This window comes from Marinobacter persicus (genome assembly GCF_900114155.1).
In the GTDB taxonomy this organism is placed as follows: domain Bacteria; phylum Pseudomonadota; class Gammaproteobacteria; order Pseudomonadales; family Oleiphilaceae; genus Marinobacter; species Marinobacter persicus.
Window position 1 is genome coordinate 110,464 of sequence record NZ_FOSC01000011.1, and the last position, 23,640, is coordinate 134,103.

At 56.4% G+C, this 23,640-nt stretch carries 20 protein-coding genes; 5 read left to right on the forward strand and 15 right to left on the reverse strand.

Annotated features, from left to right (window positions below):
* Window positions 1-2 precede the first annotated feature (2 nt).
* Window positions 3-929: a branched-chain amino acid transaminase gene (locus tag BMZ63_RS12820; RefSeq protein ID WP_091706069.1), complete on the reverse strand. Its 927-nt coding sequence runs from the start codon at window positions 927-929 to the stop codon at window positions 3-5.
* 100 nt (window positions 930-1,029) lie between these two features.
* Window positions 1,030-3,930 carry a bifunctional [glutamate--ammonia ligase]-adenylyl-L-tyrosine phosphorylase/[glutamate--ammonia-ligase] adenylyltransferase gene (gene glnE, locus BMZ63_RS12825; RefSeq protein WP_091706070.1) on the reverse strand — a complete coding sequence of 967 codons (2,901 nt, stop codon included), beginning with the start codon at window positions 3,928-3,930 and terminating at the stop codon, window positions 1,030-1,032.
* A 78-nt stretch (window positions 3,931-4,008) separates the two neighbouring features.
* On the opposite strand from glnE, the gene BMZ63_RS12830 reads away from it, so the two are divergent.
* Complete coding sequence (locus BMZ63_RS12830; protein ID WP_091706072.1) at window positions 4,009-5,184, forward strand: potassium channel family protein; 1,176 nt, start codon at window positions 4,009-4,011, stop codon at window positions 5,182-5,184.
* A 24-nt stretch (window positions 5,185-5,208) separates the two neighbouring features.
* Here BMZ63_RS12830 and BMZ63_RS12835 read toward each other — a convergent pair whose 3' ends face one another.
* From BMZ63_RS12835 to typA, 5 genes are all read right to left on the reverse strand, one after another.
* Complete coding sequence (locus BMZ63_RS12835) at window positions 5,209-6,174, reverse strand: Rpn family recombination-promoting nuclease/putative transposase (protein WP_091706074.1); 966 nt, start codon at window positions 6,172-6,174, stop codon at window positions 5,209-5,211.
* Window positions 6,175-6,227: 53 nt separating this feature from the next.
* Complete coding sequence (locus BMZ63_RS12840) at window positions 6,228-7,088, reverse strand: CYTH domain-containing protein (RefSeq protein WP_091706075.1); 861 nt, start codon at window positions 7,086-7,088, stop codon at window positions 6,228-6,230.
* Between the two features lie 106 nt (window positions 7,089-7,194).
* A complete protein-coding gene (locus BMZ63_RS12845; RefSeq protein ID WP_091706077.1) occupies window positions 7,195-8,244 on the reverse strand; it encodes a porin in 1,050 nt (349 codons plus the stop codon).
* 505 nt (window positions 8,245-8,749) lie between these two features.
* Window positions 8,750-9,208 carry a D-aminoacyl-tRNA deacylase gene (dtd, locus tag BMZ63_RS12850; protein ID WP_091706079.1) on the reverse strand — a complete coding sequence of 153 codons (459 nt, stop codon included), beginning with the start codon at window positions 9,206-9,208 and terminating at the stop codon, window positions 8,750-8,752.
* Between the two features lie 152 nt (window positions 9,209-9,360).
* Window positions 9,361-11,181, reverse strand: coding sequence for a translational GTPase TypA (typA, locus tag BMZ63_RS12855; protein WP_091706081.1), 1,821 nt, complete (start codon window positions 11,179-11,181; stop codon window positions 9,361-9,363).
* A 474-nt stretch (window positions 11,182-11,655) separates the two neighbouring features.
* On the opposite strand from typA, the gene glnA reads away from it, so the two are divergent.
* The 4 genes from glnA (at window position 11,656) to ntrC (ending at window position 16,526) form a co-directional block, all read left to right on the forward strand.
* Window positions 11,656-13,059 carry a glutamate--ammonia ligase gene (glnA, locus tag BMZ63_RS12860; RefSeq protein ID WP_091706083.1) on the forward strand — a complete coding sequence of 468 codons (1,404 nt, stop codon included), beginning with the start codon at window positions 11,656-11,658 and terminating at the stop codon, window positions 13,057-13,059.
* Between the two features lie 169 nt (window positions 13,060-13,228).
* Window positions 13,229-13,762, forward strand: coding sequence for a DUF4124 domain-containing protein (locus BMZ63_RS12865; RefSeq protein WP_091706084.1), 534 nt, complete (start codon window positions 13,229-13,231; stop codon window positions 13,760-13,762).
* Between the two features lie 221 nt (window positions 13,763-13,983).
* Window positions 13,984-15,096 carry a nitrogen regulation protein NR(II) gene (glnL, locus tag BMZ63_RS12870; RefSeq protein ID WP_373296708.1) on the forward strand — a complete coding sequence of 371 codons (1,113 nt, stop codon included), beginning with the start codon at window positions 13,984-13,986 and terminating at the stop codon, window positions 15,094-15,096.
* Window positions 15,093-16,526 (forward strand): nitrogen regulation protein NR(I), encoded by a 1,434-nt coding sequence (gene ntrC, locus BMZ63_RS12875; RefSeq protein WP_091706087.1) that lies wholly within the window; start codon window positions 15,093-15,095, stop codon window positions 16,524-16,526. Before glnL ends, ntrC begins: the two co-directional genes overlap by 4 nt.
* Here the strand turns inward: ntrC and BMZ63_RS12880 are convergent.
* Genes BMZ63_RS12880 through BMZ63_RS12915 form a run of 8 tightly spaced genes read right to left on the reverse strand, consistent with a single transcriptional unit; the run spans window position 16,523 to window position 23,639 of the window.
* Window positions 16,523-19,756, reverse strand: a complete 3,234-nt coding sequence (locus BMZ63_RS12880) for a DUF6701 domain-containing protein (protein WP_091706089.1) — start codon at window positions 19,754-19,756, stop codon at window positions 16,523-16,525. The two genes, ntrC and BMZ63_RS12880, sit on opposite strands and share 4 nt — an antisense overlap.
* Window positions 19,753-20,166 carry a hypothetical protein gene (locus BMZ63_RS12885; protein ID WP_091706090.1) on the reverse strand — a complete coding sequence of 138 codons (414 nt, stop codon included), beginning with the start codon at window positions 20,164-20,166 and terminating at the stop codon, window positions 19,753-19,755. The genes BMZ63_RS12880 and BMZ63_RS12885 overlap by 4 nt, the downstream gene beginning before the upstream one ends.
* On the reverse strand, window positions 20,156-20,941 hold the full coding sequence (locus BMZ63_RS12890) for a PulJ/GspJ family protein (RefSeq protein ID WP_091706092.1): 786 nt from the start codon (window positions 20,939-20,941) through the stop codon (window positions 20,156-20,158). The genes BMZ63_RS12885 and BMZ63_RS12890 overlap by 11 nt, the downstream gene beginning before the upstream one ends.
* Entirely contained in the window at window positions 20,941-21,453 is a 513-nt protein-coding gene (locus tag BMZ63_RS12895; protein ID WP_091706093.1) for a type IV pilus modification PilV family protein, read from the reverse strand. Before BMZ63_RS12895 ends, BMZ63_RS12890 begins: the two co-directional genes overlap by 1 nt.
* On the reverse strand, window positions 21,446-21,943 hold the full coding sequence (locus BMZ63_RS12900; protein WP_227663592.1) for a pilus assembly FimT family protein: 498 nt from the start codon (window positions 21,941-21,943) through the stop codon (window positions 21,446-21,448). Before BMZ63_RS12900 ends, BMZ63_RS12895 begins: the two co-directional genes overlap by 8 nt.
* A gap of 43 nt (window positions 21,944-21,986) precedes the next feature.
* Complete coding sequence (locus BMZ63_RS15230; protein WP_091706177.1) at window positions 21,987-22,469, reverse strand: type II secretion system protein; 483 nt, start codon at window positions 22,467-22,469, stop codon at window positions 21,987-21,989.
* Between the two features lie 44 nt (window positions 22,470-22,513).
* Window positions 22,514-23,041: a prepilin-type N-terminal cleavage/methylation domain-containing protein gene (locus BMZ63_RS12910; RefSeq protein WP_091706094.1), complete on the reverse strand. Its 528-nt coding sequence runs from the start codon at window positions 23,039-23,041 to the stop codon at window positions 22,514-22,516.
* A 49-nt stretch (window positions 23,042-23,090) separates the two neighbouring features.
* Complete coding sequence (locus BMZ63_RS12915; RefSeq protein ID WP_091706096.1) at window positions 23,091-23,639, reverse strand: hypothetical protein; 549 nt, start codon at window positions 23,637-23,639, stop codon at window positions 23,091-23,093.
* Between the last annotated feature and the right edge of the window lies 1 nt (window position 23,640).

Consider the following 23,640-nt stretch of genomic DNA (forward strand, 5'->3'; position numbering starts at 1 on the left):
GATCAGCTATTAACGTAAGTCAACCAATCCGAATGCTCCGGCAACTCACCCTTAACCGCCGCAAAGTACTTAGCCTGCAGCTTCTCAGTAACCGGCCCACGTTTACCTCCACCAATCTGGCGGCCATCCAGTTCACGGATGGGCAGCACTTCGGCGGCGGTGCCGGTGAAGAAGGCTTCTTCGGCGATGTAGACTTCATCGCGGGTGATGCGACGCTCTTTTACTTCCAGCCCCATGTCGCGGGCGAAGTCGAGGATGGTGGCGCGGGTGATGCCTTCCAGGCAGGAAGTCAGTTCCGGGGTGTGCAGCACGCCGTCGCGTACGATGAAGATGTTCTCGCCAGAACCTTCAGCCACGTAGCCTTCGTTATCCAGCAGCAGGGCCTCTTCGGCGCCGCTGGTAATGGCTTCGTTCAACGCCAGCATGGAGTTGATATAGTTGCCGTTGGCCTTGGCCTTGCACATGGTAATGTTGACATGGTGGCGGGTATAAGAGGAGGTACGCACCTTGATACCCAGCTCCCTGGCTTCTGGCGACATATAAGACGGCCAATGCCACGCTGCCACCATTACGTGAACCTTCAGGTTATCGGCGCGCAGGCCCATGCCTTCGGAACCCAGGAACACCATGGGGCGCAGATAGGCTTCGTCCAGGTTGTTCTCCCGCACCGCCGCACACTGCGCTTCATTCAGCTGCTCTTTGCTGAACGGCATTTTCATATTGAGGATATGGGCAGAACGGAACAACCGGTCAGTGTGCTCTTGCAAGCGGAAAATGGCCGGGCCGTTTGCAGTGTTGTAGGCACGCACACCCTCAAAGCATCCAAGACCATAATGCAGGGTATGGGTAAGGACGTGAGTTTTGGCTTCCCTCCAGGGAACCATTTCACCATCCACCCAGATAAGGCCATCGCGATCAGCCATCGACATTGTTTTCTGCTCCTGATTAAGCGGTTTTCGGGGACCGGGCATTTTAGCAGGAAAGTCCGCCGGAAATAAATTTAGCCTGCTAACCATGTGGCGATTTTCATCAATCCAGCATCACTTTTTGCCACATACTTTGTATGTAGGCCCGCTCCTCGGGGAAGGCATCGCCTTCCACCTGGCTGTTCAGGTTTTGCAGAGCCCGGCGGTGAATGGTGGAGCGCAGGGTGATGAAGGCTTCACGCAGCTTTTCCGTGTCTTCCACCGGCAAGATACCCACGCGGCCGAGTTCTTCCATCTGGCGGATATTGTCGGAATATCCGGTCAATTCCGGATACTCCGCGCTCCAGGCCAGCATCAGGTACTGCACCAGAAACTCGATATCGATAATGCCGCCGTTGTCATGCTTGATGTGGAACACCTCCGCTCTCTTGGATTCGGGCGTGCCGAGGGTGTCGCGCATTTTTTCGCGCATTTTCACCACTTCTTCCCGCAAAGCGGTTTTATCCCGCTGCTGGCACAGAATGTCGTGGCGAATTTTCTCGAAGCCGGCCAGGGTGTCCTTGCAGCCAGCCACACCACGGGCACGGGCCAGCGCCTGGTGCTCCCAGGTCCAGGCATCGTTCTGCTGGTACTTCTCGAACGCCTTCAGGGTGCTGACCAGAAGCCCGGAGTTACCAGAGGGGCGCAGGCGCATATCCACCTCATACAGCTGCCCGGACGGCGTCTGGGTATTGAGGATGTGTACAATCCGTTGGCCCAGCCGGGTGTAGAACACCGCGTTGTCGATGGGTTTACCGCCATCAGTCGCCAGTTGCGGGTCGGCCTGATGCACAAACACCAGATCCAGATCCGAGGTGTAACCCAGCTCAATGCCCCCCAGCTTGCCGTATCCGATAATGGCAAAGTCGGTGTCGCAGGCGGAGCCATCCGCACGGCGCGGATAGCCGTGGCGGCTTACCAGGTTAGAGAAGGCCACCTCCACCACGTGGTCCAGCACCACTTCGGCAATCCAGGTGAGGTAATCACTCACTTTCATCAGCGGCAGGGTGCCCTTCAATTCGGATGCCGCTACCCGCAGGATGTGCGCTTTTTTGAAATGGCGCAGCGATTCCATCTGCTCTTCGAGGTCTTCAAACGGAATGCGCAGCATTTGCTGGCGCAGTTCGTCCTGCAACTCATCCTTGGTGGGCGGGTTGTACAGATTTTCCGCGTTCAGCAGCTCGTCCAGCAACAGCGGGGTTTCCGCCAGCAGGCTGGCAATCCAGGGGCTTTCGCTGCACAAACGCACCAGCTGCGTGAGGGCACCCGGGTTTTCCAGCAGCAGAACCATATAAGCGGTACGCCGCAGAATGGCTTCCACCAGCTGCAACACCCGCTCCAAAGTTTTTGAGCTGCCTTCCACTTCGGCCAGGGCGCTCAGCAGCATGGGCATGAACTGGTTCAGGCGTTTTCGGCCCTGGGTTTGCAGGCCCGTTACCGTACGGCTTTCACGCAATTCTTTCAGGCGCTTGTAACTGTCTTCGGGGTTTTCAAAGCCCTGTTCCGCCAGCCACTCCAGTGCATGGGGCTCGTCCATTTCATCCAGCCACAGCTCAAAGCAACCGTCGCCTACCTGGGACTCCTCTTGTTCATCCTCGTCTTCGGTAGCGATAATGTTGGCGAAGTGTTTGGCCACTTTTTCCCGATGCTCCGCCAGCGCCTGCTGGCAAGCAGCCCAGTCGTCAAAGCCCATGATGCGGGCTACACGGGCCTGGGAGAGCGCGTCTTCCGGAAGGATCTGGGTCTGTTTGTCTTCCATGCCCTGCAGTGCGTGCTCCAGATTACGCAGGAAGATATAGGCCTCACGAAGCTCTTTCACCACGGGTGAAGGCAGCAACTCCAGTTCTTCAAGCTCTTTGAGAATGGTCAGCAATTCGCGCTGCTGAAGCTCGCGGTCACGGCCGCCCCGAATCAGTTGGAACGCCTGAACCACAAATTCGATTTCACGAATGCCACCGCTACCGAGTTTGATGTTGTTTTCCAGCCCCTTGCGGCGCACTTCGCGGCTGATCATCGCTTTCATCGCCCGCAGCGATTCAAACGCGCTGAAATCAATGTACTTGCGGTAAACAAACGGGCGCAGGGTTTCCATTAAGACCTCGCCGGCGCGCTGATCGCCGGCCACCACGCGGGCCTTGACCATGGCGTAACGCTCCCAGTCACGGCCCTGGTCCTGATAATAGGTTTCCAACGCAGCAAAGCTGAGCGCCAGGGCGCCACTCTGGCCGTAGGGGCGCAGGCGCATGTCGGTGCGGAACACAAAGCCGTCGGCGGTAATCTGGTCCAGCGCCTGAATCAACCGCTGGCCAAGGCGCACGAAGAACTGCTGGTTATCCAGCGCCCGGCGCCCGCCACGGGTTTCGCCCTTGGAGGGAAAGCCGAAAATCAGGTCAATGTCCGAAGACACGTTCAACTCACGGCCACCGAGTTTGCCCATACCCAGCACCACCATCTTCTGTGGCACGTCTTCGCCGGTCACCGGGTCTGCGCCGTAGGGAGTGCCGAATTCCTCACAGGCTTTCTCGTAAAGCCAGCTCAAAGCGCCATCGATGCAGGTGTCCGCCAGCATACTGGCGGCTGCCATGGTCTCGTGCAGATCGGCCCAGCGCATCAGGTCACGCCAGATGATGCGGAACTGGACTTCGCGGCGGAATTGCCGGAGGGCGGCGTGCAGAGAGGGCTCACTGTCGACGCCTTCCAGGAATTGCGCCCAGCGCTCAGCCAGCCATTGCTCGGTGGTTGGCTCGGTCAGCGGGCGGGCTGCCACCGCCACCTGGATCTGCTCGGGGTGGCGCTCCAGGGTTTCCCGCAGGAACAGGCTGCGGGCCAGAGCCTCGGCGATATCGGTTTCCGACAGGCCGCTGTCCAACAACCAGGCCGGCACCTGCTCCGGAAACACCGCCGACCAGCAACCCGACACATCCTCTGCCAGTAACGCCGGCATATCACTCCAAGGCTCAGACATACATGCACTCCCCTGTCTCTCTGTTATATTTCGGGTACTGTATAACGAACTCACTCCCGACTGAAGGCGAACCGCCGAATGCTGCCACTGCGCCGCTCCCTGAACCCGGAGCATAGTGAAACCCACCTGCCCATGGGCCAGATGATCCGCAGCCGCGTGAAGCGCCTGTTGGGCGTTTTAGCCGGCATGGTTGTGCTGCAAATTCTGGTGATCTGGACGGTTGAAGACCTCACGCTGTTCGAATCCATCTGGCTCACCATGACCACGGCCACAACAGTGGGTTATGGCGACCTCTCACCGGAGACTTACCTTGGCCGAATCAGCACTATGCTGATTATGTTCATTGGGGTGATCACAATGATCACGGTGATCATCAGTGACGTGATTGAATACCGGTTCTACCGGCGCGAACAAATTCTTCAAGGACGCTGGATCTATAAAATGAAAGACCACATTGTCATCATCAACACCCCACGCAGCGGTGGTGAGCAGTATTTCATGCGCTTCGCCGCCCAGGTTCGCTCCGTGCCGGAGTACCACACCGTGCCCATCATGCTGCTGACCCGACAGTTTCCAAGCGGCTTGCCGGCGGAGCTGAGAGATTGCGGCCTGGTGCACTATCACGGGGCGGGCAACGACCCGGATGCCCTGAAGGCCGTGCATGCCGGCAGCGCAAAGCACATTATCGTTCTGGCAGCGGACGAGTCTGATGCTTCATCGGACAGCCTGACCTTCGATATCGCCCATCGGCTGAGCGAGTCCAACCTGGGGCACCGGACCACCGTGGAATGCGTGAGCGACCGTAACCGTGACCGTTTTAAAGCGCTGGGCGTACGCACCATTATCCGGCCTGTGCGCACTTACCCGGAGATTATGGTTCGGGCCGTGGTGGCCCCGGGCTCCGAGAAAGTGCTGGAAGACATGTTTAATTACGAGCGGGATCACCCGCACCGGTACGACCTGGAGCTGGACGATCTGATCTGGGCGGATATTGTCAGCGCGCTGGTGCGCCACGGGATTGGCACTGCACTGGCCTACATTGATCACGACGACGAAGTGGTCTGCCATCCAGACACCAACAAGGAAGTGGAAGGCAAGGGGCTGATTGTGCTGGTACGTTCGGCCGACACACCGGATGTGTCGGTGGTGGAAGAGGCGCTGGAGCGCTACCGGGAATTTCTGGCCCAGTGGCGTGTTATGCATGAGCAGAATGAGGCATCGCGGCAGGCGCCGACGGATGGGGTTAAGCCTTAAAAAGGCTGGGGAGAGCGCTTATTACTACTCGCCCAGCAACGCAGTGAGGCTGTCTGCGGACAGAATTTGCATAACCCACTCGTCCAGCTGGTCATCCGTCGCATTTTTCAGGCGCTGGTCGGCCCAATCAGGCAGTTCGCCGAACTTCAGGTTGATTTGCTTGCGAAGCATGGCCTCAACGCCTTCGTGGCGACCGCGTTGTTGCTCTTGCTTCGCCCAACTTTCCAGATTTTCTGCCAACATGTCTTTTTCCTCCAACAAGCTATTCAAACGGCCCAGATCAACGTCAGCACCAAGTCGCTGCAAATGCCGCTTAAGCCAGCGGGTGACGATTTTGTCTATCCGATGCTTATGGGGATCAGCCTGGATAATAGCAACGATTCGATCGACAGCTTTCTGAAAGCCTTCATGCTTTTTTGAGGCCTTTTCAATACCGAACACCCCACTCAATGGGCTCTGGACCAATCCCAGTTGCTCGTCAGTATAGCGTGCTTCATCCACCAAATAATAACGGAGATGCGGCTGATACGACCGCAAGAATTCCGGTGGCTCCGGCGCGATCATCTCGTAGATATCCTGCCTGGCACGCCACGGCTTTGCGCCATTGTACAGAACAACCGGAAAGATCGGTGGCAGACCCTGCCCGGGATGAGCCTGCTTTGTTTTCAGCAGGTGATCATAAAAGCAGGCCACGTAATGCATCAGCCGGATGGGCATGGTGTGGTCTACGGTGGACTGAAACTCCAGCAGAATATACAAGAAGATCCGCTGGGTGGCACCATTACAGGTCACTTCCACTGACCAGACGACATCCTCGAATTTTTCTTCAAACAACGGCGTGATGTAGTTGCCGCTGTGATTCTTGAGGGTGCTGAAGTCCATCAACCCGGAAATTTCCGGCGGGGTAAAGCCCTCAAGCAGTTGCTGAACAAACTCCGGGTGGCTGAACAGCTCTTTGTAGCCGGTGTCGTGGTGATTGGTGCTGGGCATGGCTGCGCTCCTTGCTTGATGACGACACGTCCTGTGCCCTTTTTCTTACTCTCTCAGCTTTGGCCTGCCAATGCCAGCTGCAAGCGCCCTAACCCTGGGAGCAGCTCGATTAAGACAGCCGTGCTGACGCCCTTTCGCAGTTGATTGCGGAGCTCTTGCCAGCATTCACCCATCGCCGCCTTCTCTGCCGCGCTTGTAATATTGACCACCGCAGATTCGGGCAACTGAATCGACTTCCCAGTCAGCCAGCTGACGCCCAACAAATGCAAAAATGCCGTAACTGAGAGCGGCTCTTCCGGTGTTTTTGGTTCGGGCTGGTAGATACCCGCCAGGTAATAACCCTGTTCCGCCTTGCTGACGAGGTTCAGAAATACCGGCACTTGCTCCGCCAGCTTTGAAGCTTGCTGCATCAGGCACTCTGCATCACCGGCCTTCAGCTCAAACTCCACCTCGTGCAGGGGCATAGCTTTTCCGCCACCGAGGATCTGGCCGGCATCAACGGCCACTTCAATTTCGTTATCGCCATCCTTGAGGATAATTTCCTGCCGCTGGAAGTTGGTTTCAAACGCCAGTTGAAGATCGCTCAAGTCCACCTGGTTGTGCAGCGGGGTTTGTTCCAGCAGCGACAAATCCAGTTCCGGACCGGTCAGATCCCACTCCCATTCCTGGCGGTTATGGGCACCGTTCACAAACTCGCCACGGGTTTTCAGCGTCTGGATATAACGGTCACCCGCCTGGCGCACCCGTAACGCGGCTTTGGCCTGATTCAGCAAGGCGTTGGGCGTGTCGTAATAACGGTTTACCAGGGTTTTCCGGGCACCCTTTTGCGCTTCTGGCAGCGCCAGCAGCCAGTCCTGTGCCTGACGTTGAGCCGGTTCCGAGAGAGTGAGTTTGATTTCAAGCTCTGTCGCCATGGGAGACCTCCTGAGCAGAAAGGAGTGAACTATAAACGACAAAAGCCGGTGACCTGAGTCACCGGCTTTTGTTACTACAATACTACGTGATTAGCCGATTGGCTGATCAGAAGTAGTATACGGCGCCAACGGCTGCGACAGTTTGCTCGTCTGAGTAATCTGTGGCGTTTGCGGCACCCTTATACTCGTACACATCATCACCACCACCGAAGTAGCCTTCGGCGTAGATGTACATGTTGTCAGACAGGTTATGAAGCGCCTGCAGAGTAACGGTATCCCGATCAAGATCGCCTTCGCCTTGACGGGTGAATTCTTTATCGTACTGAGCCAGCTCGTAGGATATAGCAAACTGGTTCTTGCCCAGAGTGTAACCAGCGAACAGGCCGAACTGATCTACAACATCTTTACGGGTCTGGTACTGACCGGTAAGGCGCAGATCGCCCAGAGTATAGCTGGCACGCAGGCCGTAGGTGTTCTCATTGTTAAAGCTGGGCTTATCATCGTCCTTGGAATATTGAGTGTCTCCGTCATTGGAATCCATGGCAACAGCCAGCTCAAGCGCGTCTACACTGTAGGTAGCGGCCAGCTGGTAAGGGTAGGATTTTTCACTTTGGACGGTGTCACCGGTGTCATTTTCCCATTCTTCACCGTCACCATTAAATTGAACCGCAGCGTGCAGCTGGAAGCCACCAAAGCCGGGAGTCGAGTACTGAATCAGATCACCTTCGCCAGTGTCGTATGAACCGGCAATGTTCGGAGAACCCAGCTCATAGTAGTTGTAAATTTCATCAATGACACGCTCGTAAGTTGAATCGTCTGAACCAACCCAAATCGTACCGAAGCGATCGCTCCTTACACCAATATAGGCTTCATCAAACTGGTCCAGGCCATTGTTGTTACTTTTGTCATCGGCGTCAAACTCCAGCTCAGCTTTGAAGAAGCCGCTCAGGCCCGGAGCAATCTCGTGGTCGTGCTTTACGCCGAGGGTGGAACCATTGTCCGCATGCTCAACGTCAGAGGGACCGCCATCGATGTCGGAATGAGTAATTACATACTGAATGTTACCGTAAACAGTCGGCAGGTTGCTTTCCTGGGCAAAAGCAGCGCCAGAGAAGGATGCAGCTGCGATAGCAGAAGCAAGAATTGTCTTTTTCATGTTGCGTCTTCCTATTTGTGTTAACTCAGATTTTCGACGGGCTCAGATCCCGATTTTTCATGGCAGCTCCAGCATTGCTGGCCCTGCCGGATTGCTCGATCGGCATGGCTTGCCGTAACAAGGCCGACATTTCTTGTTGTTCTTGTCCGACTGGGCATTGCCGAGTCTTTTCTCTCAACCACCTACAACGCCTTCTTAAAGCGCTGTATGATTGTCCCGTTTTAATACATTACCTGTGCATTTGCAAATATTTAATGGCGATTTTTTAGCCTTCCTTGCACGGTCACAGGTCTGATTTATGCCAGCCAAACCTTGCAGTTTTATGACAGTGCCGACACTTCCTGGCACCTAAACCAACAAGTTCGGGGCCAACGCAAAAAAAGTCGCTTTTATTCAAACACCTGCGCCGTTAGGCACAGCTGGATATCCATAAAAGCCACTGACCAGCGCTGAATATACGCACTCTTATAAGGCAGCGAAGCCACCTGTGTCACTTTTTCGCGCATCAACTGCGCTTCCCGCCCGTGTCCAGCATGAAGGTGACCGGCCCATCATTGAGTAACGAGACTTTCATGTCGGCACCGAACTCACCCTCGCCCATACGGCCTGCGCCCAGCGTGGCTCTCGCTTCTGCAACAAAATCCAGATACAGCTGTTTTGCCTTGTCAGGCGCAGCGGCCAGGGAAAACCCCGGACGAGTGCCGGAACTGGTATCTGCAGCGAGGGTGAACTGGGGAACAACCAGCAATGAGCCGCCGGCGTCCTGAACATTAACGTTCATTCGGCCCTGCTCATCAGGGAATACGCGATAGGTGAGAATCTTTTGGCACAGTTCCTTTGCCTCTTTGACGGTATCGTTTTTTTCGACACCCAACAGCAACAGCAGCCCAGGGCCAATAGCGGAAATCTGCTGGCCATCTACCGCCACACTGGCGTGAATTACGCGCTGGATCAGTCCTTTCATCTGGCTCCGGAGGGATTAATACCGGGTTGCACATAATTAACCGCGGGAGAGTGTATAACCAGTGGTTGTAGGGCGCAACCAGTTATAGGGACATTTACTTCCCCCTCTCCCCCGGCCCCTCTCCCGCAAGTGGAGAGGGGAGGCAGCAGCTTTTAACCTTTCTTCGCGCGCTTGCGCTCGTTTTCGGTCAGCAGCTTCTTGCGCAGGCGGATGGATTTCGGCGTTACTTCCACCAGCTCGTCGTCGTCGATGAACTCAAGCGCCTGCTCCAGGGTGTGCTTGATCGGCGGAACCAGACCAATCACCTCGTCCTTGCCGGACGCACGCATGTTATCCAGCTTCTTGGCCTTGGTGGGGTTGATCACGATGTCGCTGTCGCGGCTGTGAATGCCACACAGCTGGCCTTCGTAAATCTCGTCACCCGGCGCCAGGAACAGCTTGCCACGGCTCTGCAGGGTTTCCAGCGAGTAGGTCATCGCGGTGCCCTTGGCCATGGAAATCAGCACGCCGTTCTGGCGGCTGCCCATGGCACCTTCTTTGACCGGACCGTAATGGCTGAAGGTGGACGTCAGGATACCAGTGCCTGAGGTCATGGTCAGGAAGGTGTTACGGAAACCAATCAGACCACGGGCCGGAATGGTGTAGTCCAGGCGAATACGGCCTTTGCCATCCGGGATCATGTTGGTCATGTCGCCCTTGCGCAGACCCAGTTGCTCCATAACGGGGCCCTGGTGCTGCTCTTCGATGTCGACGATCACATTTTCGTACGGCTCCTGCTTCACGCCGTCGATTTCGCGAATCACCACTTCCGGGCGACCAACCGCCAGCTCGAAGTTTTCACGGCGCATATTTTCGATCAGAACGGACAGATGCAGCTCACCACGGCCGGAGACCTTGAACTTGTCAGCGGACTCGCCCTGCTCCACACGCAGTGCCACGTTGTGCAGCAGTTCCTTCTCCAGACGCTCCTTGATGTTGCGGCTGGTCACGTACTTGCCTTCCTTGCCGGCAAACGGGGAATCGTTTACCTGGAAGGTCATGGATACGGTAGGCTCGTCGACAGTCAGTGCCGGCAGGGCTTCCACATTATTGGGATCGCACAGGGTATCGGAGATGAATAGCTCGTCCAGGCCGCTGATACAGACAATGTCGCCGGCCTGGGCTTCGTCCACTTCCACCCGCTGAAGGCCGGAATGGCCCATGATTTTCAGAATACGGCCGTTGCGCTTTTTGCCTTCGGTATCAATAGCAGTGATCGGCGTATTGGTCTTCACCTTGCCGCGCATGATCCGGCCGATGCCGATTACACCCAGGAAGCTGTTGTAGTCCAGCTGGGAGATCTGCATCTGGAACGGGCCGTCCGGGTCTACGTCCGGGGCCGGCACGTGGTCGACAATTGCCTGGAAGACGGCATCCATGTTGTCGTCCATTTCTTCGTGTTCCATGCCGGCGATACCGTTCAGGGCGCTGGCGTAGACAATCGGGAAATCCAACTGCTCATCGGTGGCGCCAAGGTTATCGAACAGGTCAAACACCTGATCCACCACCCAGTCCGGGCGGGCACCCGGGCGGTCAATCTTGTTCACAACCACGATCGGGCGCAGGCCGGCGTCGAAGGCTTTCTGGGTGACAAAACGAGTCTGCGGCATGGGGCCATCAATGGAATCGACCACCAGCAGCACACTGTCAACCATGCTCATCACCCGCTCCACTTCGCCGCCGAAATCTGCGTGGCCCGGGGTGTCAACAATATTGATGTCGTAGTCTTTCCATTTCAGGGCCGTATTTTTGGCCAGGATGGTGATGCCACGTTCTTTTTCCTGGTCGTTGGAGTCCATCACCCGCTCGTTTTCGAGCTCTTTGCGATCAAGGGTACCGGACTGGCGCAACAACTGGTCAACCAGGGTCGTTTTACCATGGTCTACGTGCGCGATAATGGCTACGTTTCTGAGCTTGCTGATATCATTCGACATATAAGAGAGTTCACTTCATTAAAAATAGAGCTTTGTACAAATGCGGGTACACAACTCAAAATGTGCTGTCGGCCTGAAGGCCTTGGCATGAAAATAAGGGGTGCGAGATTGTACACGGTTTAATCTGTCAGTTATATGACTTTCTCGTGTCGGGGACGCAAGCCGCACAATCCAGGGCCTCCCGCACTGTTATCAGGCAGCCAGCCGGAAAATGCACCAAGTTAGTGCGCCATTCTGGTGCAAAAGGATAGCGAAATACACATTAATACGAACCGCTCACGCACCAAACCCTTGCAGTTGCGCCCTTCTGGCGCAGTTAACCAAAACTGGCAAGGGGCTTGCAGCATCATTTACAGCTGTATTTGAAAGGTAAGGGCAAACCGCTTCTGGTAAGCTGCCTTTACCTGCAAAAGATCGAGCCACCAGCGCAACGATCCGGCACAACGAACACGCAAATAAAACGGAGCATGCACAATGTCCAAGACTATTGATCTGATCAACGAACACGAAGTGAAATGGGTTGATATGCGCTTTACCGACAGTCGCGGTAAAGAGCAGCACGTGACTCTGCCCGCCAGCGAAGTAGACGAGGATTTCTTCGCCGACGGCAAGATGTTCGACGGTTCTTCCATTGCCGGCTGGAAAGGCATTAACGAATCCGACATGATCCTGATGCCGATCGACGAGACTTCCGTGCTGGACCCGTTCACCGAAGAAACCACCGTCAACATCACTTGCGACATTGTCGAGCCGACCACCATGCAGGGTTACGAGCGTGACCCGCGCTCCGTGGCTAAGCGTGCCGAGGAATACCTGAAGTCTACCGGCATCGCCAACGGCGCTCTGTTCGGCCCGGAACCGGAATTCTTCGTGTTCGATTCCGTGAAATGGAACGTCGACATGCAGGGTGCGATGTACCACATCCACTCCGAGGAAGCCGCCTGGGTTTCCGGTGAAGACTTCGACCGCAACAACATCGGCCACCGTCCGGGTGTTAAAGGCGGTTACTTCCCGGTTCCGCCGGTAGACAGCCTGCATGACCTGCGTGGCGCCATGTGCGCCGCCATGGAATCCATGGGTCTGGAAATCGAAGTACACCACCACGAAGTGGGTACCGCCGGCCAGTGTGAAATCGGCGTAGGCGCCAACACCCTGACCCGCAAGGCTGACGAAGTTCAGATCCTGAAATACTGTGTGCACAACGTGGCTCACGCCTACGGCAAGACCGCCACTTTCATGCCCAAGCCTGTGGTTGGCGATAACGGTTCCGGCATGCACGTACACATGTCCCTGAACAAAGACGGCAACAACCTGTTCGCTGGCGACGGCTATGCTGGCCTGAGCGAAATGGCCCTGTACTACATTGGCGGCATCATCAAGCACGCCAAGGCGATCAACGCCTTCACCAACGCCTCCACCAACAGCTACAAGCGACTGGTTCCGGGCTTTGAAGCACCGGTTATGCTGGCCTACTCCGCCCGTAACCGCTCCGCTTCCATCCGCATCCCGTACGTGAACAGCCCGAAGGCCCGCCGCGTGGAAGTTCGTTTCCCGGATGCCTCCGCCAACCCGTACCTGGCATTCGCGGCACTGATGATGGCCGGCCTTGACGGTATCCAGAACAAGATCCACCCGGGCGATGCCATGGACAAGGATCTGTATGACCTGCCGAAGGAAGAAGCGCTGAACATCCCGCAAGTGGCCACCACCCTGCAGGAAGCACTGGAAGCTCTGAAAGAAGACCACGAGTTCCTGACCCGCGGCGGCGTGTTCACCGAAGACATGATTGCCGGTTACATCGAGCTGAAACAGGGCGAAGTAGAGAAACTGAACATGACCACTCACCCGGTCGAGTTCGATCTGTACTACTCCTGCTGATCGACCCGAAGCCAGGCACCGCCAGCCGGTGCCGCTTCCCTCAAGCCCCGCCAGGTGCGGGGCTTTTTTTGGTTAACCAGCTGTAACCTGCCCGTTTTCCCCACACGTTGCATTGGCAGCGAGGCCCGTCGATAATCCGGTTTTAAAGGACTGAAAACAGGTTATCGGAATGAAAGCACCCCTTGTACATGCAACGGCACTTGCAGCCGGCGTTCTACTACTTGCCACCACCGTCCAGGCGGAGGTTTACAGACATGTGGACGAACATGGCAACGTAACCTTCTCGGACGAGCCGATGGATGGCGGCGAAACCGTGGATGTGAAACCGGTAACCACCATTACCCTGCCCAAACCCGAAGCCGTTCAGGAGCCCGACACCCTGCGCAAACAGGTGGAGGAAATAGGCGCGGCCTACGAAAGCGTAGCCCTCACCTATCCGGAAAATAACCAGGCATTTCATAGCGGCAACGGCAACGTGACCTTTGAAATCAGCAGCTCACCGGGCTTGCAGGACGGTCACCAATACGAGGTAACCCTGGACGGCCAGCCGGTGGGGCAAACCACCACCAGCCAACTGACGGTTGAAAACATTTTCCGTGGCACCCACGAGGCCGGTGTACACATTGTTGATGAGAACGGCGTTCAGGTGAAAACCGGTGCTCCCGTGACGTTTACTGTGCACCGGCCGACGGTGAATAACTAAACCGCACCACTTTAGTGCATTCGCACCAGCATAAGGCCATACTCTGGGCAGCGAAGGGGCAAATGCCCGGCTGCCTGTAGCGCCCCAATATCCCCTGCACCAACCTACAGCGCCGTCCTGCCCCGCCAGGCGGCGTTTGCCCGTCTGTGATTCACGGCTCTTCCACTTTTCGCCAAAACTGGTTCGCTTCTTGCAGAACCAGAACAGCGCAGGAACGACCCATGCATTCAAAACGGACGCCACCTATGTCGCCCCAAAAACCAGCACTCACAGACCACGGCTACAAAAGCATTCTGGATGGCCTGACCACCGCCGTGCTGGTGTTGGGCGAAGACCTGAGCATTCGTTACCTGAACCCGGCGGCCGAAAGCCTGTTCAAAACCAGCCTGGCTCGCAGCCAGGGACTGCCACTGAACGATGTGCTGATCGACTCAGAAGGCGCCCTGCAAATCCTGCATGACGCCGCGCGGGACGGCCGCACCTATACCCGGCGCGAGGCTGAATTCTTCGTGCTGTTCGGTTCACGCCTGGTGGTGGACTACTCGGTCACACCGCTTTCCAGCGCCCCCACAGAGCTTCTGATGGAAATCCAGCCCCGGGAACGGCTGATGCGCATCACCCGGGAGGAAGACATTATCTCCCAGCAAGAAGCCAGCCGCATTCTGGTGCGTGGCATGGCCCACGAGATCAAGAACCCGCTGGGCGGCATTCGCGGCGCCGCGCAGCTGCTGGATCGGGAACTGACCGACGACAACCAGCGCGAATATACAAGAGTTATTATCAACGAGGCCGACCGCCTGCGCAGCCTCGTGGACCGCATGCTGGGCCCACGCAAGGCCCTGAACAAGGCGCCAACGAACATCCACGAAGTGCTGGAGCGTGTGCGCACCCTGATCGAAGCTGAAAGCAAAGGCCGCATCCAGCTCAAGCGCGATTACGACCCCAGCATTCCCGAATTTTCCGGCGACAAGGAGCAACTGATTCAGGCCTTCCTGAACATTGCACGCAACGCCATGGAAGCCGCCTTCGAGCAGAACACCAACCAGCCGGCCACGCTCTGCTTCCGAACCCGAACCCTGCGCCAGTTCACCGTGGGCCATCGCCGCCACCGGCTGGTGTGCCGGGTGGACATTATCGACAACGGCCCGGGCATTCCCCCAGACCTGCTGCAGAACATCTTCTACCCGATGATCAGCGGTCGGGCTTCCGGCACCGGCCTGGGCCTTTCCATTACCCAAAGCATCATCGGCCAGCATCATGGCCTGGTGGAATGCGAGAGTGAGCCGGGAAGAACTGATTTCATCATCTTCCTGCCCCTGGAGGACTACCAATGAGCCAACCGGCAAACGTCTGGATTATTGACGACGACCAAAGCATTCGCTGGGTGCTCGAACGCGCCCTGAACCAGGCCGGCATGCACACCCGCGTATTCGAAAGCGGCGAAACCATCATGGCACGCCTGGAACGGGAACGGCCGGATGCCATCATCAGCGACATCCGCATGCCCGGCGTGGATGGCATCACCCTGCTTTCCCAGGTGGTGGAGAAGTACACCGATGTGCCGGTGATCATCATGACCGCCCATTCCGATCTGGACAGCGCAGTCACCAGCTACCAGACCGGTGCCTTCGAATACCTGCCCAAGCCCTTCGATGTGGACGAAGCCGTGGCCCTGGCCAAGCGCGCCGTGGCCCACGCCCATGAAAAACGCGCCACCAGCGAACCGGCAGCCGAAAACGCCCAGCGCAACGCCGAAATCATCGGCGAGGCACCGGCCATGCAGGAAGTGTTTCGCGCCATTGGCCGGCTGTCCCACTCCAACATCACCGTTTTGATTAACGGCGAGAGCGGCACCGGCAAGGAACTGGTGGCCCAGGCGTTGCACAACCACAGCCCCCGGGCCCGCAACCCGTTCATTGCCCTGAACATGGCGGCGATTCCCAAAGATTTGATTGAATCAGAACTGTTTGGCCACGAGAAAGGCGCCTTCACTGGCGCCGCCGCTGCCCGCCAGGGCCGGTTTGAACAGGCCAACGGCGGCACCCTGTTCCTGGACGAAATCGGCGACATGCCCGGCGACACCCAGACCCGCCTGCTGCGGGTACTGGCCGACGGGGAGTTTTATCGTGTCGGCGGCACCACCCCGATCCGCGTGGACGTGCGCATCATTGCTGCCACGCACCAGAACCTGGAAAAGCTGGTGGACGACGGCAAGTTCCGTGAAGACCTGTTCCACCGCCTGAACGTGATTCGTATACACCTGCCAAAACTGGCCGAACGCCGGGAAGACATCCCGCGCCTGATGCAGCACTTCCTGAAACGCGCCGCCAAGGAACTGGCCGTAGAGCCCAAAACCCTGCGTCCGGAAGCCGAAGAATACCTGACCACCCTGCCCTGGCCCGGTAACGTCCGCCAGCTGGAAAATACCTGCCGGTGGTTAACGGTGATGGCCAGCGGCCGAGAAATCCTGGTGGACGACCTGCCCCCGGAACTGATGCACCAGGCCGAAACCGAGACCAGCGCCATCGGCCGCACCTGGCAGGAAGGATTGAGAAGCTGGGCGGAGCAGGAGCTGAAGCGGGGCAAGAAAGGCATCCTGGACACCGCCGTGCCCGAATTCGAGCGCATCATGATCGAAACTGCACTGAAACACACCGGCGGCCGCCGGCGCGATGCTTCCATACTGCTGGGCTGGGGGCGGAATACGCTGACGCGGAAGATTAATGAGTTGGGGTTGGACCATCCTGAGGGGGAGGAGGACTAATCCGTGCTCTCCCTCCAGTAGATAATCCTGTCGTGCCCCCGGTAAACACCGAAAGTGGCTGTGGCGGTCGGGTCGTCGAGGGTACCGTCGCCGTCCAGATCGTCTTTCTTCCAGTCTGGGACTCCGCCCCAGACAAGGGTGTCTACTCCCTCTGAGCCGTTTGCTTTCAGCACCAGCGGTCCACCCAGACCATTATCGAAGGTACCATTTGCGGGTATCAGGTTGTGATGATTGTCGGTATTACTGGTGATGTTGGCAGTACTCCAGCCTGTACAGCCGGGAATGTCCTCGCTCAGAATAAAACGGTCGCCGTTCCAGTACTCCATCTGCAGAGGCATCGTCAGCTCTTCAATATTTTCCGGGCCATAAACGTTCTGGGGAGAGAGGCGGCCGTAGCGGACCTCGAACGCGGCAATCGGATCGATCGGCTCCCCGGCAGGATCGATGCCGGTGACGGGCACATCATCCAGATCGCTCATAGGCTGGAGCAGGAAGGTCAGATCCGGCAGGAATGGCTCAATTCTGCTGGAAGCGGACAACTTCGGATAAATAAATTTATCGTCGTCATCGAAACGATAACGGACGACACCGTCGGTTATGCTATCCCGGTCACCGATACTCAGCAACAGGGCATCCGGCTCGCTTCGGAAGGGCACCGGAGTGGCTGCAGCATCATTCAGAGTTTCAACGTTATCAGCATCCGGGACCGACACTTCGAATCGATCTGCCGGCAACCGTGCTATGACATCCTCGTGGGTGTAATTCACCGTGCGCTGGGGCGGAGTCTGTCCATTCAGGGCTTCAATGTGAAGTTCCGGGAGGTTAGACGCGTCCCACTGGAACTTCTCACCGGTGTATACAAAACCATTGCATTCCGGACTCAGCTCACCGTCATTTGCCACCGTCAGAACCAGTTGATCCGGGACCATGCGGGCGGTCATAGCCATATCGGAAGCTGGCACGTCCCGCCCCAGATAACCCCCGGCAACCGCTTCAGTGTTAATGGAAAACACACCCACCTCTGTAAGTGTCAGAGACTGCTCACCATCCCCATAGTCCAGCGTTGTTTCTAGCAAGTCATCATCTGCACCGCCATCGGGGAACAATAGCTGATGGGATACCGGCACATTGCCAACCGCAAAAGAAGGCGCAGACGGTTTATCGGCGCAACTCATATCGGACACGCCCGGTGCATCACGATAGGCCCTGGGAGTCACACTGAACGGCAGGCCGGCTGGCAATGTATTGCTGCAGCTCAGGTCAGCAGCGGTACACTGCTGCTCCGGAATCAGGCACAGCCCCAGGGGTACGGACACGTATTCCCCTGTCCCCTCGATCAGTAACGTGCCACTATCCGGCTGATTATCATCCACATAGCGGGCCAGCAGGCTCTTTCTACCGGCATCGTTGTAGCGGATGGGAATGTCCCGGGCCACGCCGTCACCGTCAAAGGAAATCGCAATCCCGGTCTGTGCAACGCCATCCGTGGCAACCTGGTTGCCATTGACCCAGGTGGGGAACGATGCCTCTCTGTCTGCCGGTCCGGGATTGAGGTAGCTGGTGCCGAACTCAATGGTTCTGGTTTCTCCGGCAAACAAGGCGGTGCACTGACCGGTGTTTTCGTCCGTTTCCAGCGCCGACATGGAGAAGGTCTTGTTTTCTTCTCCGGCAACCAGATCCGGCATATCAAATACAAAGGCCACGTCCCGGAAGGTCATGTCACAGCTGCCCGACCCATCAGGTGCGATACACACCGTGCCGTTATCCGGAGCCGGCAACGCGTTGCTGACACCCAGGGTGACCGTTTCTTTGACGGAACGCCGGAATTGCAGATTGGCGGCCCCGGTCACCGTCACATTCTGCGCAGGCAACCAGCCCACAGGCCGTAAGGTCAGATCCACCGGATCCGGATACAGGCTCTCGCAACCCGGATCCGCACAAGCCAGCACCTGCAGATCCGAGGCTTGGCAGGTCAGCCCAATGCCAGGGTGGACAATGCGGATATGATCCAGCACCACGGAGGGTTCATCAGGGATACAGGCACCACCAAAATCGACGTTTCCAGCGGCCGAATCATCATAGGTGAACTCGCTTTTACCTCCTCCAATATCAATACTGCCCTCAGCCGCCAGCACACCAACGATCACCGAGTTATTCTTAAAATCGATATTGCCAGTGACATAAACCACTGCATTGATCTCTGCATTATTTTTGAATGTTAGATCTCCATCGACGATCAAAAGCAAATCCCTTGCGTTACCTTCTTTATTCATTGTGAAGTTTTGACCATCGATGGTCAGATCTCCATCAACGAGCACGCGGGCCTGCCCATCTACAGAGTAATCAATGTTGTTGCTGTCAAATGTTTCTCCCTCAAATACATTTGCGCCAGCAGGAATAGTGTTGTCGCCGGGCCAAGGCTGAGGGTTACGGGGATCGAAAACACTCAGGTCCAGTTGCTCAGTTGCCTGCACATTTTCATTGATACCATCGTTTGCATCGAAGACAGCGGAACATTGAGGGGCTACTCGGTAGATAATACGGACTTGGCCATCACCACCATAGCCGCCGCTTCCGCCGCCAAAGAGACCGGAACCGGCACCACCACCACCGCCGCCAGGTTGCCCCCCTGGTTCACCGCTACCGCCAAAAATAAAAATCGTCCCCCCCCCAGCACCACCATCGCCTCCTTCGAAAGGTGCTGATCCAGCATTACTGCCATTAGCTGACTGGCCATCAGCTGCACTGCCAGCCGATGAGCCACCCCCACCACCAGTTAACCAAGAATCAGTACCATCACCATCACCACCTGTATAAAAACCCAAGTCGCTTCCGCTAGCTCCCTGCCTAGTTCCACTGTTTCGTGCACTATTACCACCTCCTGCAGAAAGAGCACTTGGTGAACCAAACCAGCTTGCTTCACCGGGAACTTGACTTTCCGATTCGGCTCCATTGCCTACGTAGTAGCTCAGCGAGTCCCCAGGAGCCACATTCAATACGCCAACACTATAGGCTCCGCCGCCACCGCCTCCTCGGCCAACCGAGCCGCCGGCGCCACCCCCCCCCCAAACCTCAACCTCAATGCTGTTGACATTCTCCGGCACCGTAAATGTACCCTCACCCGGCTCAGTAAAAATCTGAACCGTTTGCGCTTCCAAAGTTACAGGCATGACAGTTAGTACTAGACAAAGAACCTGACAAAACCTCAAACACACACTCTGCCCGCTCATCGCACCCTCACTTCAATATCCCGTTCTGCTTCATCCGGTCCAGTACCACAACTGCCAGTGCTGAAAATGGTATAGATCGTATCCCCCCCCGGTCCGCTGATCTGCCCATCAACAGACTCACAACCCAGGCTAGCGCTGCAGCCCGCCAATCCGCCAGCGCTGAAGTTTAACGGGCTAGCTGAAAGCACCGCAGGGCAACCGCTGTCCAGAGCCTTGCGGACGGCGGCCTGGGCACCACTTTCGGCTGCAAAAAATGCCCGCTGCGACTGGACTTGCAAGCTCAGGGCCTGACCTGTTCCCTGCTGCAACTGGGACATACCCAGCACCAACAGAGAAAGTACAGTGATAACAAACAGCGCTATTGGCAGGCCTGCGCCGTACTGCGGGGTAATGGATCGGTCAGGGTACATTGCGGATCTGCACCTCCTGACTCAGGTTGGTGGTTTCGCGAGTGCCGGTATCTTCCAGCACCATACGGAAGGAAACAACAGCCCCGCGCTGCAGCGACTGGGGCTCCACGTCGAACTGCAGTGTGTTTTCTCGTAAATTAGCCGCCAGTACCTCGCGGTCAGGCATGGACACCGGCAGGTTGCTTGCTGGAGTGGCGTTGATACCGTAATCCTTGTATCTGTAAAGGAAACGTCCCTGCTGACAGAAGGTCCGGGGGTTGTCCACAATATAGAAGCGCTTCTCGGGCGACTGAGCGGAAAAACGGTGGATTGCGCCGTTATCGAACGTGACAGCAACCGGGGCTGTGCCCGACGGCATTGTGGCAAGGGGCGAAATCGGGCCAGGGTTGGTAAGGTCGTACACATTGCTCCCATAACCGTAGACAACCACGCGACCACTCGCTGAGCGCTCATCAGGCAAAGGCAATGCTACAAAGGAATTCGGGGTATTGCCCACCGGCAGCCCCTGATAGGTCGAAGCTGCAATAATCGGCATCCACTCGATACAACTCTGATCAGTGTTGGTGCGAATGGACGTAGGAAGTGCCGCCCGCAATGAACGGCTGATCTGCTCACTGATGACCACGCTGGACAGGGCCCGCTGTTGCCGTGAGCCGACGTCAATCGCACCCTGGGTGGAGAGTGCCACAAACTGTACGGAGATGGTGGCCACAATGCTCAGCAGCACAATCACCATCACCAGTTCCACCAGTGTAAAGCCCGTCGCCCTACGCATCAGAAATTAGCCTTGTAGGCTGTAAAACTGAACGTCTGATCCCCCGGAGCGGTAATGGTCAGATCAATCCGCTTGGCCTGCCCCGCCAGCAGATCCACACCGTCGGCATCACAATTGACCTCTACTTCCACCGTGAAGCTGTTGTAACCATCCAACGTCCCCCGGGCATCCGCCGGGGGTGAGTCTTCAAGGCCGTCATAATCATCGACATCGTTGAACAGTGCCCGGTTACCGGCTCCCTCCTCGGTGGCAATATTGCAGTCACCGTTGTAACGGGGAACGCCCCCTTGGGGCGCATCGTGATCGTATTTACGAGTGATGATCTCATCCATATACAACTGAGCCAGCTCCACCGCACGGGTATGGTTCAGGGGATCGGCACTTCGGCCGACGATCAGAGAAAAAGCACCCACCACACCGGCTATGGCAACACTTATGATGACGATGGTCATGACGAGCTCGACCAGCGTGGCACCTTGTTCTTGCTTTGGGGACCAAGAGAGTTTAGCCATTACAGCTTCCTGAAGCGGGCCGTTGGTAAACAGCGCCCAAAGAGCTGATACAGAATTTGAAGCTGCTGGTGTCGCCCGTCACACCAATAGTTCGGGATAATTTATCGTCAATACCGCCTAAGTTATCAAAATAAATCCGCCCATTAGCTTCAGGATCTGGAGTTACGCTAACATCAAAATCATCTCGTTTTAGTGAGAAACTTTGAATAACACAGGCGTCATCTTTTTCTTCACATGACTCGCCGGGCTCTCTTTTCTCATACTGAGCCCAGAACGTATCACCCTGGATTGCCACAAATGGCTTGTACTTACCCGCCAACGCTGCCTGTTGGGCAAGCAGCGTGGCGGATTGGAGTTGCTGGGTGGCCAGCAGGGGGGAGAAGGCGGAGCTTCTGGCAAACAGCCCGATGCCGAGTGCGGAGAGCACGCCGATCAGGATGATGACCATGATCAGCTCAATAATTGTGAAGCCTCCGCAACGTCGGATCACGTCTCCCCCTTGCGACTACCCTAACTTTCAAGCGCTTATAACCTTAAGAACAGGTTACAGCAGAAATCTCAGGTGGCACATTGTCACCCTCACCGTTCGTAGTGGCTTCAGTATAAGTAAAGCTACAATTGTCGCTCGCAACTTCAAGCTCATTGTCATCTGAAGTATAAGTCAGCGTAAAATCATCACTGGATAGTTGAGCAGCTTCAACAATACCAACTGCGTCAGCAGTGCCTCCATCAGCATCACCACTATCGGCAGCTGGATAACCATTCGTCATAGTGATATCAACGCCTTCAAGTGTCACTGTCGCTCCTTGGCCATTTGCCAACCAAGCAGAGTGAGCTATACTAGATGCCGACTTAACAGCACCACGTGCACCTTGCAGCGCAGCCTCTTCAGCATCACCACTCAAATCCGCAAACCGCGGCAAGGCAAACGCTGCCAGGATGCCCAGAATCACAATCACCATGACCAGTTCGATCAGGGTGAAGCCTTTTTCTTTTTTCGTTTGAATTGCATTCATCATGCTATATCCCTCTTGATTAACGCTTAATTGTTTAGATTATATTAATTAATGGTTGTTTCAACGGAGCCGTCAGCCGTGTCGTAGACGATGGTGCTACCTTGGTTGTCTGACTGATATTCATAAGTACACTCCGAACCGTCGGCGGACGCCCAGTATTCAACGGTATCGTCGCTGTTAGAAGCTTGTGAAACGCTGGGAGCGTTGGACTGCAACAAGCCTTCCCAAATTTGTACACAGCGGTTTTCATTGGGATCGCTCGTGATACCGTTTGTGGAAGTCGCCCAACCATTATCATTGACAGCTATGCCCTCACCATTCGCGAAGTCAAAATCGCCAAAACCATCGACATAGCTTTCTGCCGTAGTGGAACCATTCGTCACCCACTGAGCTTTCGCCAAAGCCACCCCAGCACTCAGAGCACCGGCAGTACCTTTAATACTCGCCTCATGCGCCTGCTCCGAAAGCTGCGCAAACCGTGGCAAGGCAAACGCCGCCAGAATGGCCAGGATGGCGATCACCACCACCAGTTCAATCAGGGTGAAACCCCGGTTTTTTCTTTGTACGTTCATTACAGCTCCTTCAGTTCGCTCATCTGTGAATTGTGTCACAACTTTCGGGTTAATCCCTACCTTCATTGCGGTTAATTTGACCAGATTTTACACGGGTCAATTTCAGGCCCACGGCTCTGGGTGTTTTGCCGTTGGCCCGGGTGGTGTATTCGGGCTCTACCTGCCAGGCCAGCGAGCCGTTGCCGGCGCTATTCTCCGGTGATTCGCCGGTTATTCGCACCCGGGCCTCGGCAGAACGTGGGGTGTACACCACCCAGTGTTTTTCGGTGTGGAAGCACCAGCTTCCTTTTTCTGTGTCCGTTCCCTGGCAGTCACCTCCCCAGTTCAGTGGTTGTGTGTCCAATAGTTCGGCGGGGTTCAGGCCCCGCAGTTGTTCCAGGTCTTCGTTTGCCAGCATGGCTTCGGCGCCCTTCACCACCAGCGCGCTGCGAAACTGGTTGAGCATCAGGCGCACACCCTGCTCTTCGGCTTGCACCGTTACCCGTCCCACCGCATTGAACAGGTAGGTCAGGGCAAAACCCAGCAGGCACACCGCCAGCGCCAGTTGAAAGCGGTTTCGGTTTTCCGCACCAATGTGGCCGATGGGATTGGCCGCCATG

Excerpts from the sequence above, each read along its gene's own strand:
- BMZ63_RS12820 (WP_091706069.1), bottom strand. The coding sequence starts at position 929 with ATGTCGATGGCTGATCGCGATGGCCTTATCTGGGTGGATGGTGAAATG.
- glnE (WP_091706070.1), bottom strand. The coding sequence starts at position 3,930 with ATGTCTGAGCCTTGGAGTGATATGCCGGCGTTACTGGCAGAGGATGTG.
- BMZ63_RS12830 (WP_091706072.1), top strand. The coding sequence starts at position 4,009 with ATGCTGCCACTGCGCCGCTCCCTGAACCCGGAGCATAGTGAAACCCAC.
- BMZ63_RS12835 (WP_091706074.1), bottom strand. The coding sequence starts at position 6,174 with ATGCCCAGCACCAATCACCACGACACCGGCTACAAAGAGCTGTTCAGC.
- BMZ63_RS12840 (WP_091706075.1), bottom strand. The coding sequence starts at position 7,088 with ATGGCGACAGAGCTTGAAATCAAACTCACTCTCTCGGAACCGGCTCAA.
- BMZ63_RS12845 (WP_091706077.1), bottom strand. The coding sequence starts at position 8,244 with ATGAAAAAGACAATTCTTGCTTCTGCTATCGCAGCTGCATCCTTCTCT.
- dtd (WP_091706079.1), bottom strand. The coding sequence starts at position 9,208 with ATGAAAGGACTGATCCAGCGCGTAATTCACGCCAGTGTGGCGGTAGAT.
- typA (WP_091706081.1), bottom strand. The coding sequence starts at position 11,181 with ATGTCGAATGATATCAGCAAGCTCAGAAACGTAGCCATTATCGCGCAC.
- glnA (WP_091706083.1), top strand. The coding sequence starts at position 11,656 with ATGTCCAAGACTATTGATCTGATCAACGAACACGAAGTGAAATGGGTT.
- BMZ63_RS12865 (WP_091706084.1), top strand. The coding sequence starts at position 13,229 with ATGAAAGCACCCCTTGTACATGCAACGGCACTTGCAGCCGGCGTTCTA.
- glnL (WP_373296708.1), top strand. The coding sequence starts at position 13,984 with ATGCATTCAAAACGGACGCCACCTATGTCGCCCCAAAAACCAGCACTC.
- ntrC (WP_091706087.1), top strand. The coding sequence starts at position 15,093 with ATGAGCCAACCGGCAAACGTCTGGATTATTGACGACGACCAAAGCATT.
- BMZ63_RS12880 (WP_091706089.1), bottom strand. The coding sequence starts at position 19,756 with ATGAGCGGGCAGAGTGTGTGTTTGAGGTTTTGTCAGGTTCTTTGTCTA.
- BMZ63_RS12885 (WP_091706090.1), bottom strand. The coding sequence starts at position 20,166 with ATGTACCCTGACCGATCCATTACCCCGCAGTACGGCGCAGGCCTGCCA.
- BMZ63_RS12890 (WP_091706092.1), bottom strand. The coding sequence starts at position 20,941 with ATGCGTAGGGCGACGGGCTTTACACTGGTGGAACTGGTGATGGTGATT.
- BMZ63_RS12895 (WP_091706093.1), bottom strand. The coding sequence starts at position 21,453 with ATGGCTAAACTCTCTTGGTCCCCAAAGCAAGAACAAGGTGCCACGCTG.
- BMZ63_RS15230 (WP_091706177.1), bottom strand. The coding sequence starts at position 22,469 with ATGAATGCAATTCAAACGAAAAAAGAAAAAGGCTTCACCCTGATCGAA.
- BMZ63_RS12910 (WP_091706094.1), bottom strand. The coding sequence starts at position 23,041 with ATGAACGTACAAAGAAAAAACCGGGGTTTCACCCTGATTGAACTGGTG.
- BMZ63_RS12915 (WP_091706096.1), bottom strand. The coding sequence starts at position 23,639 with ATGGCGGCCAATCCCATCGGCCACATTGGTGCGGAAAACCGAAACCGC.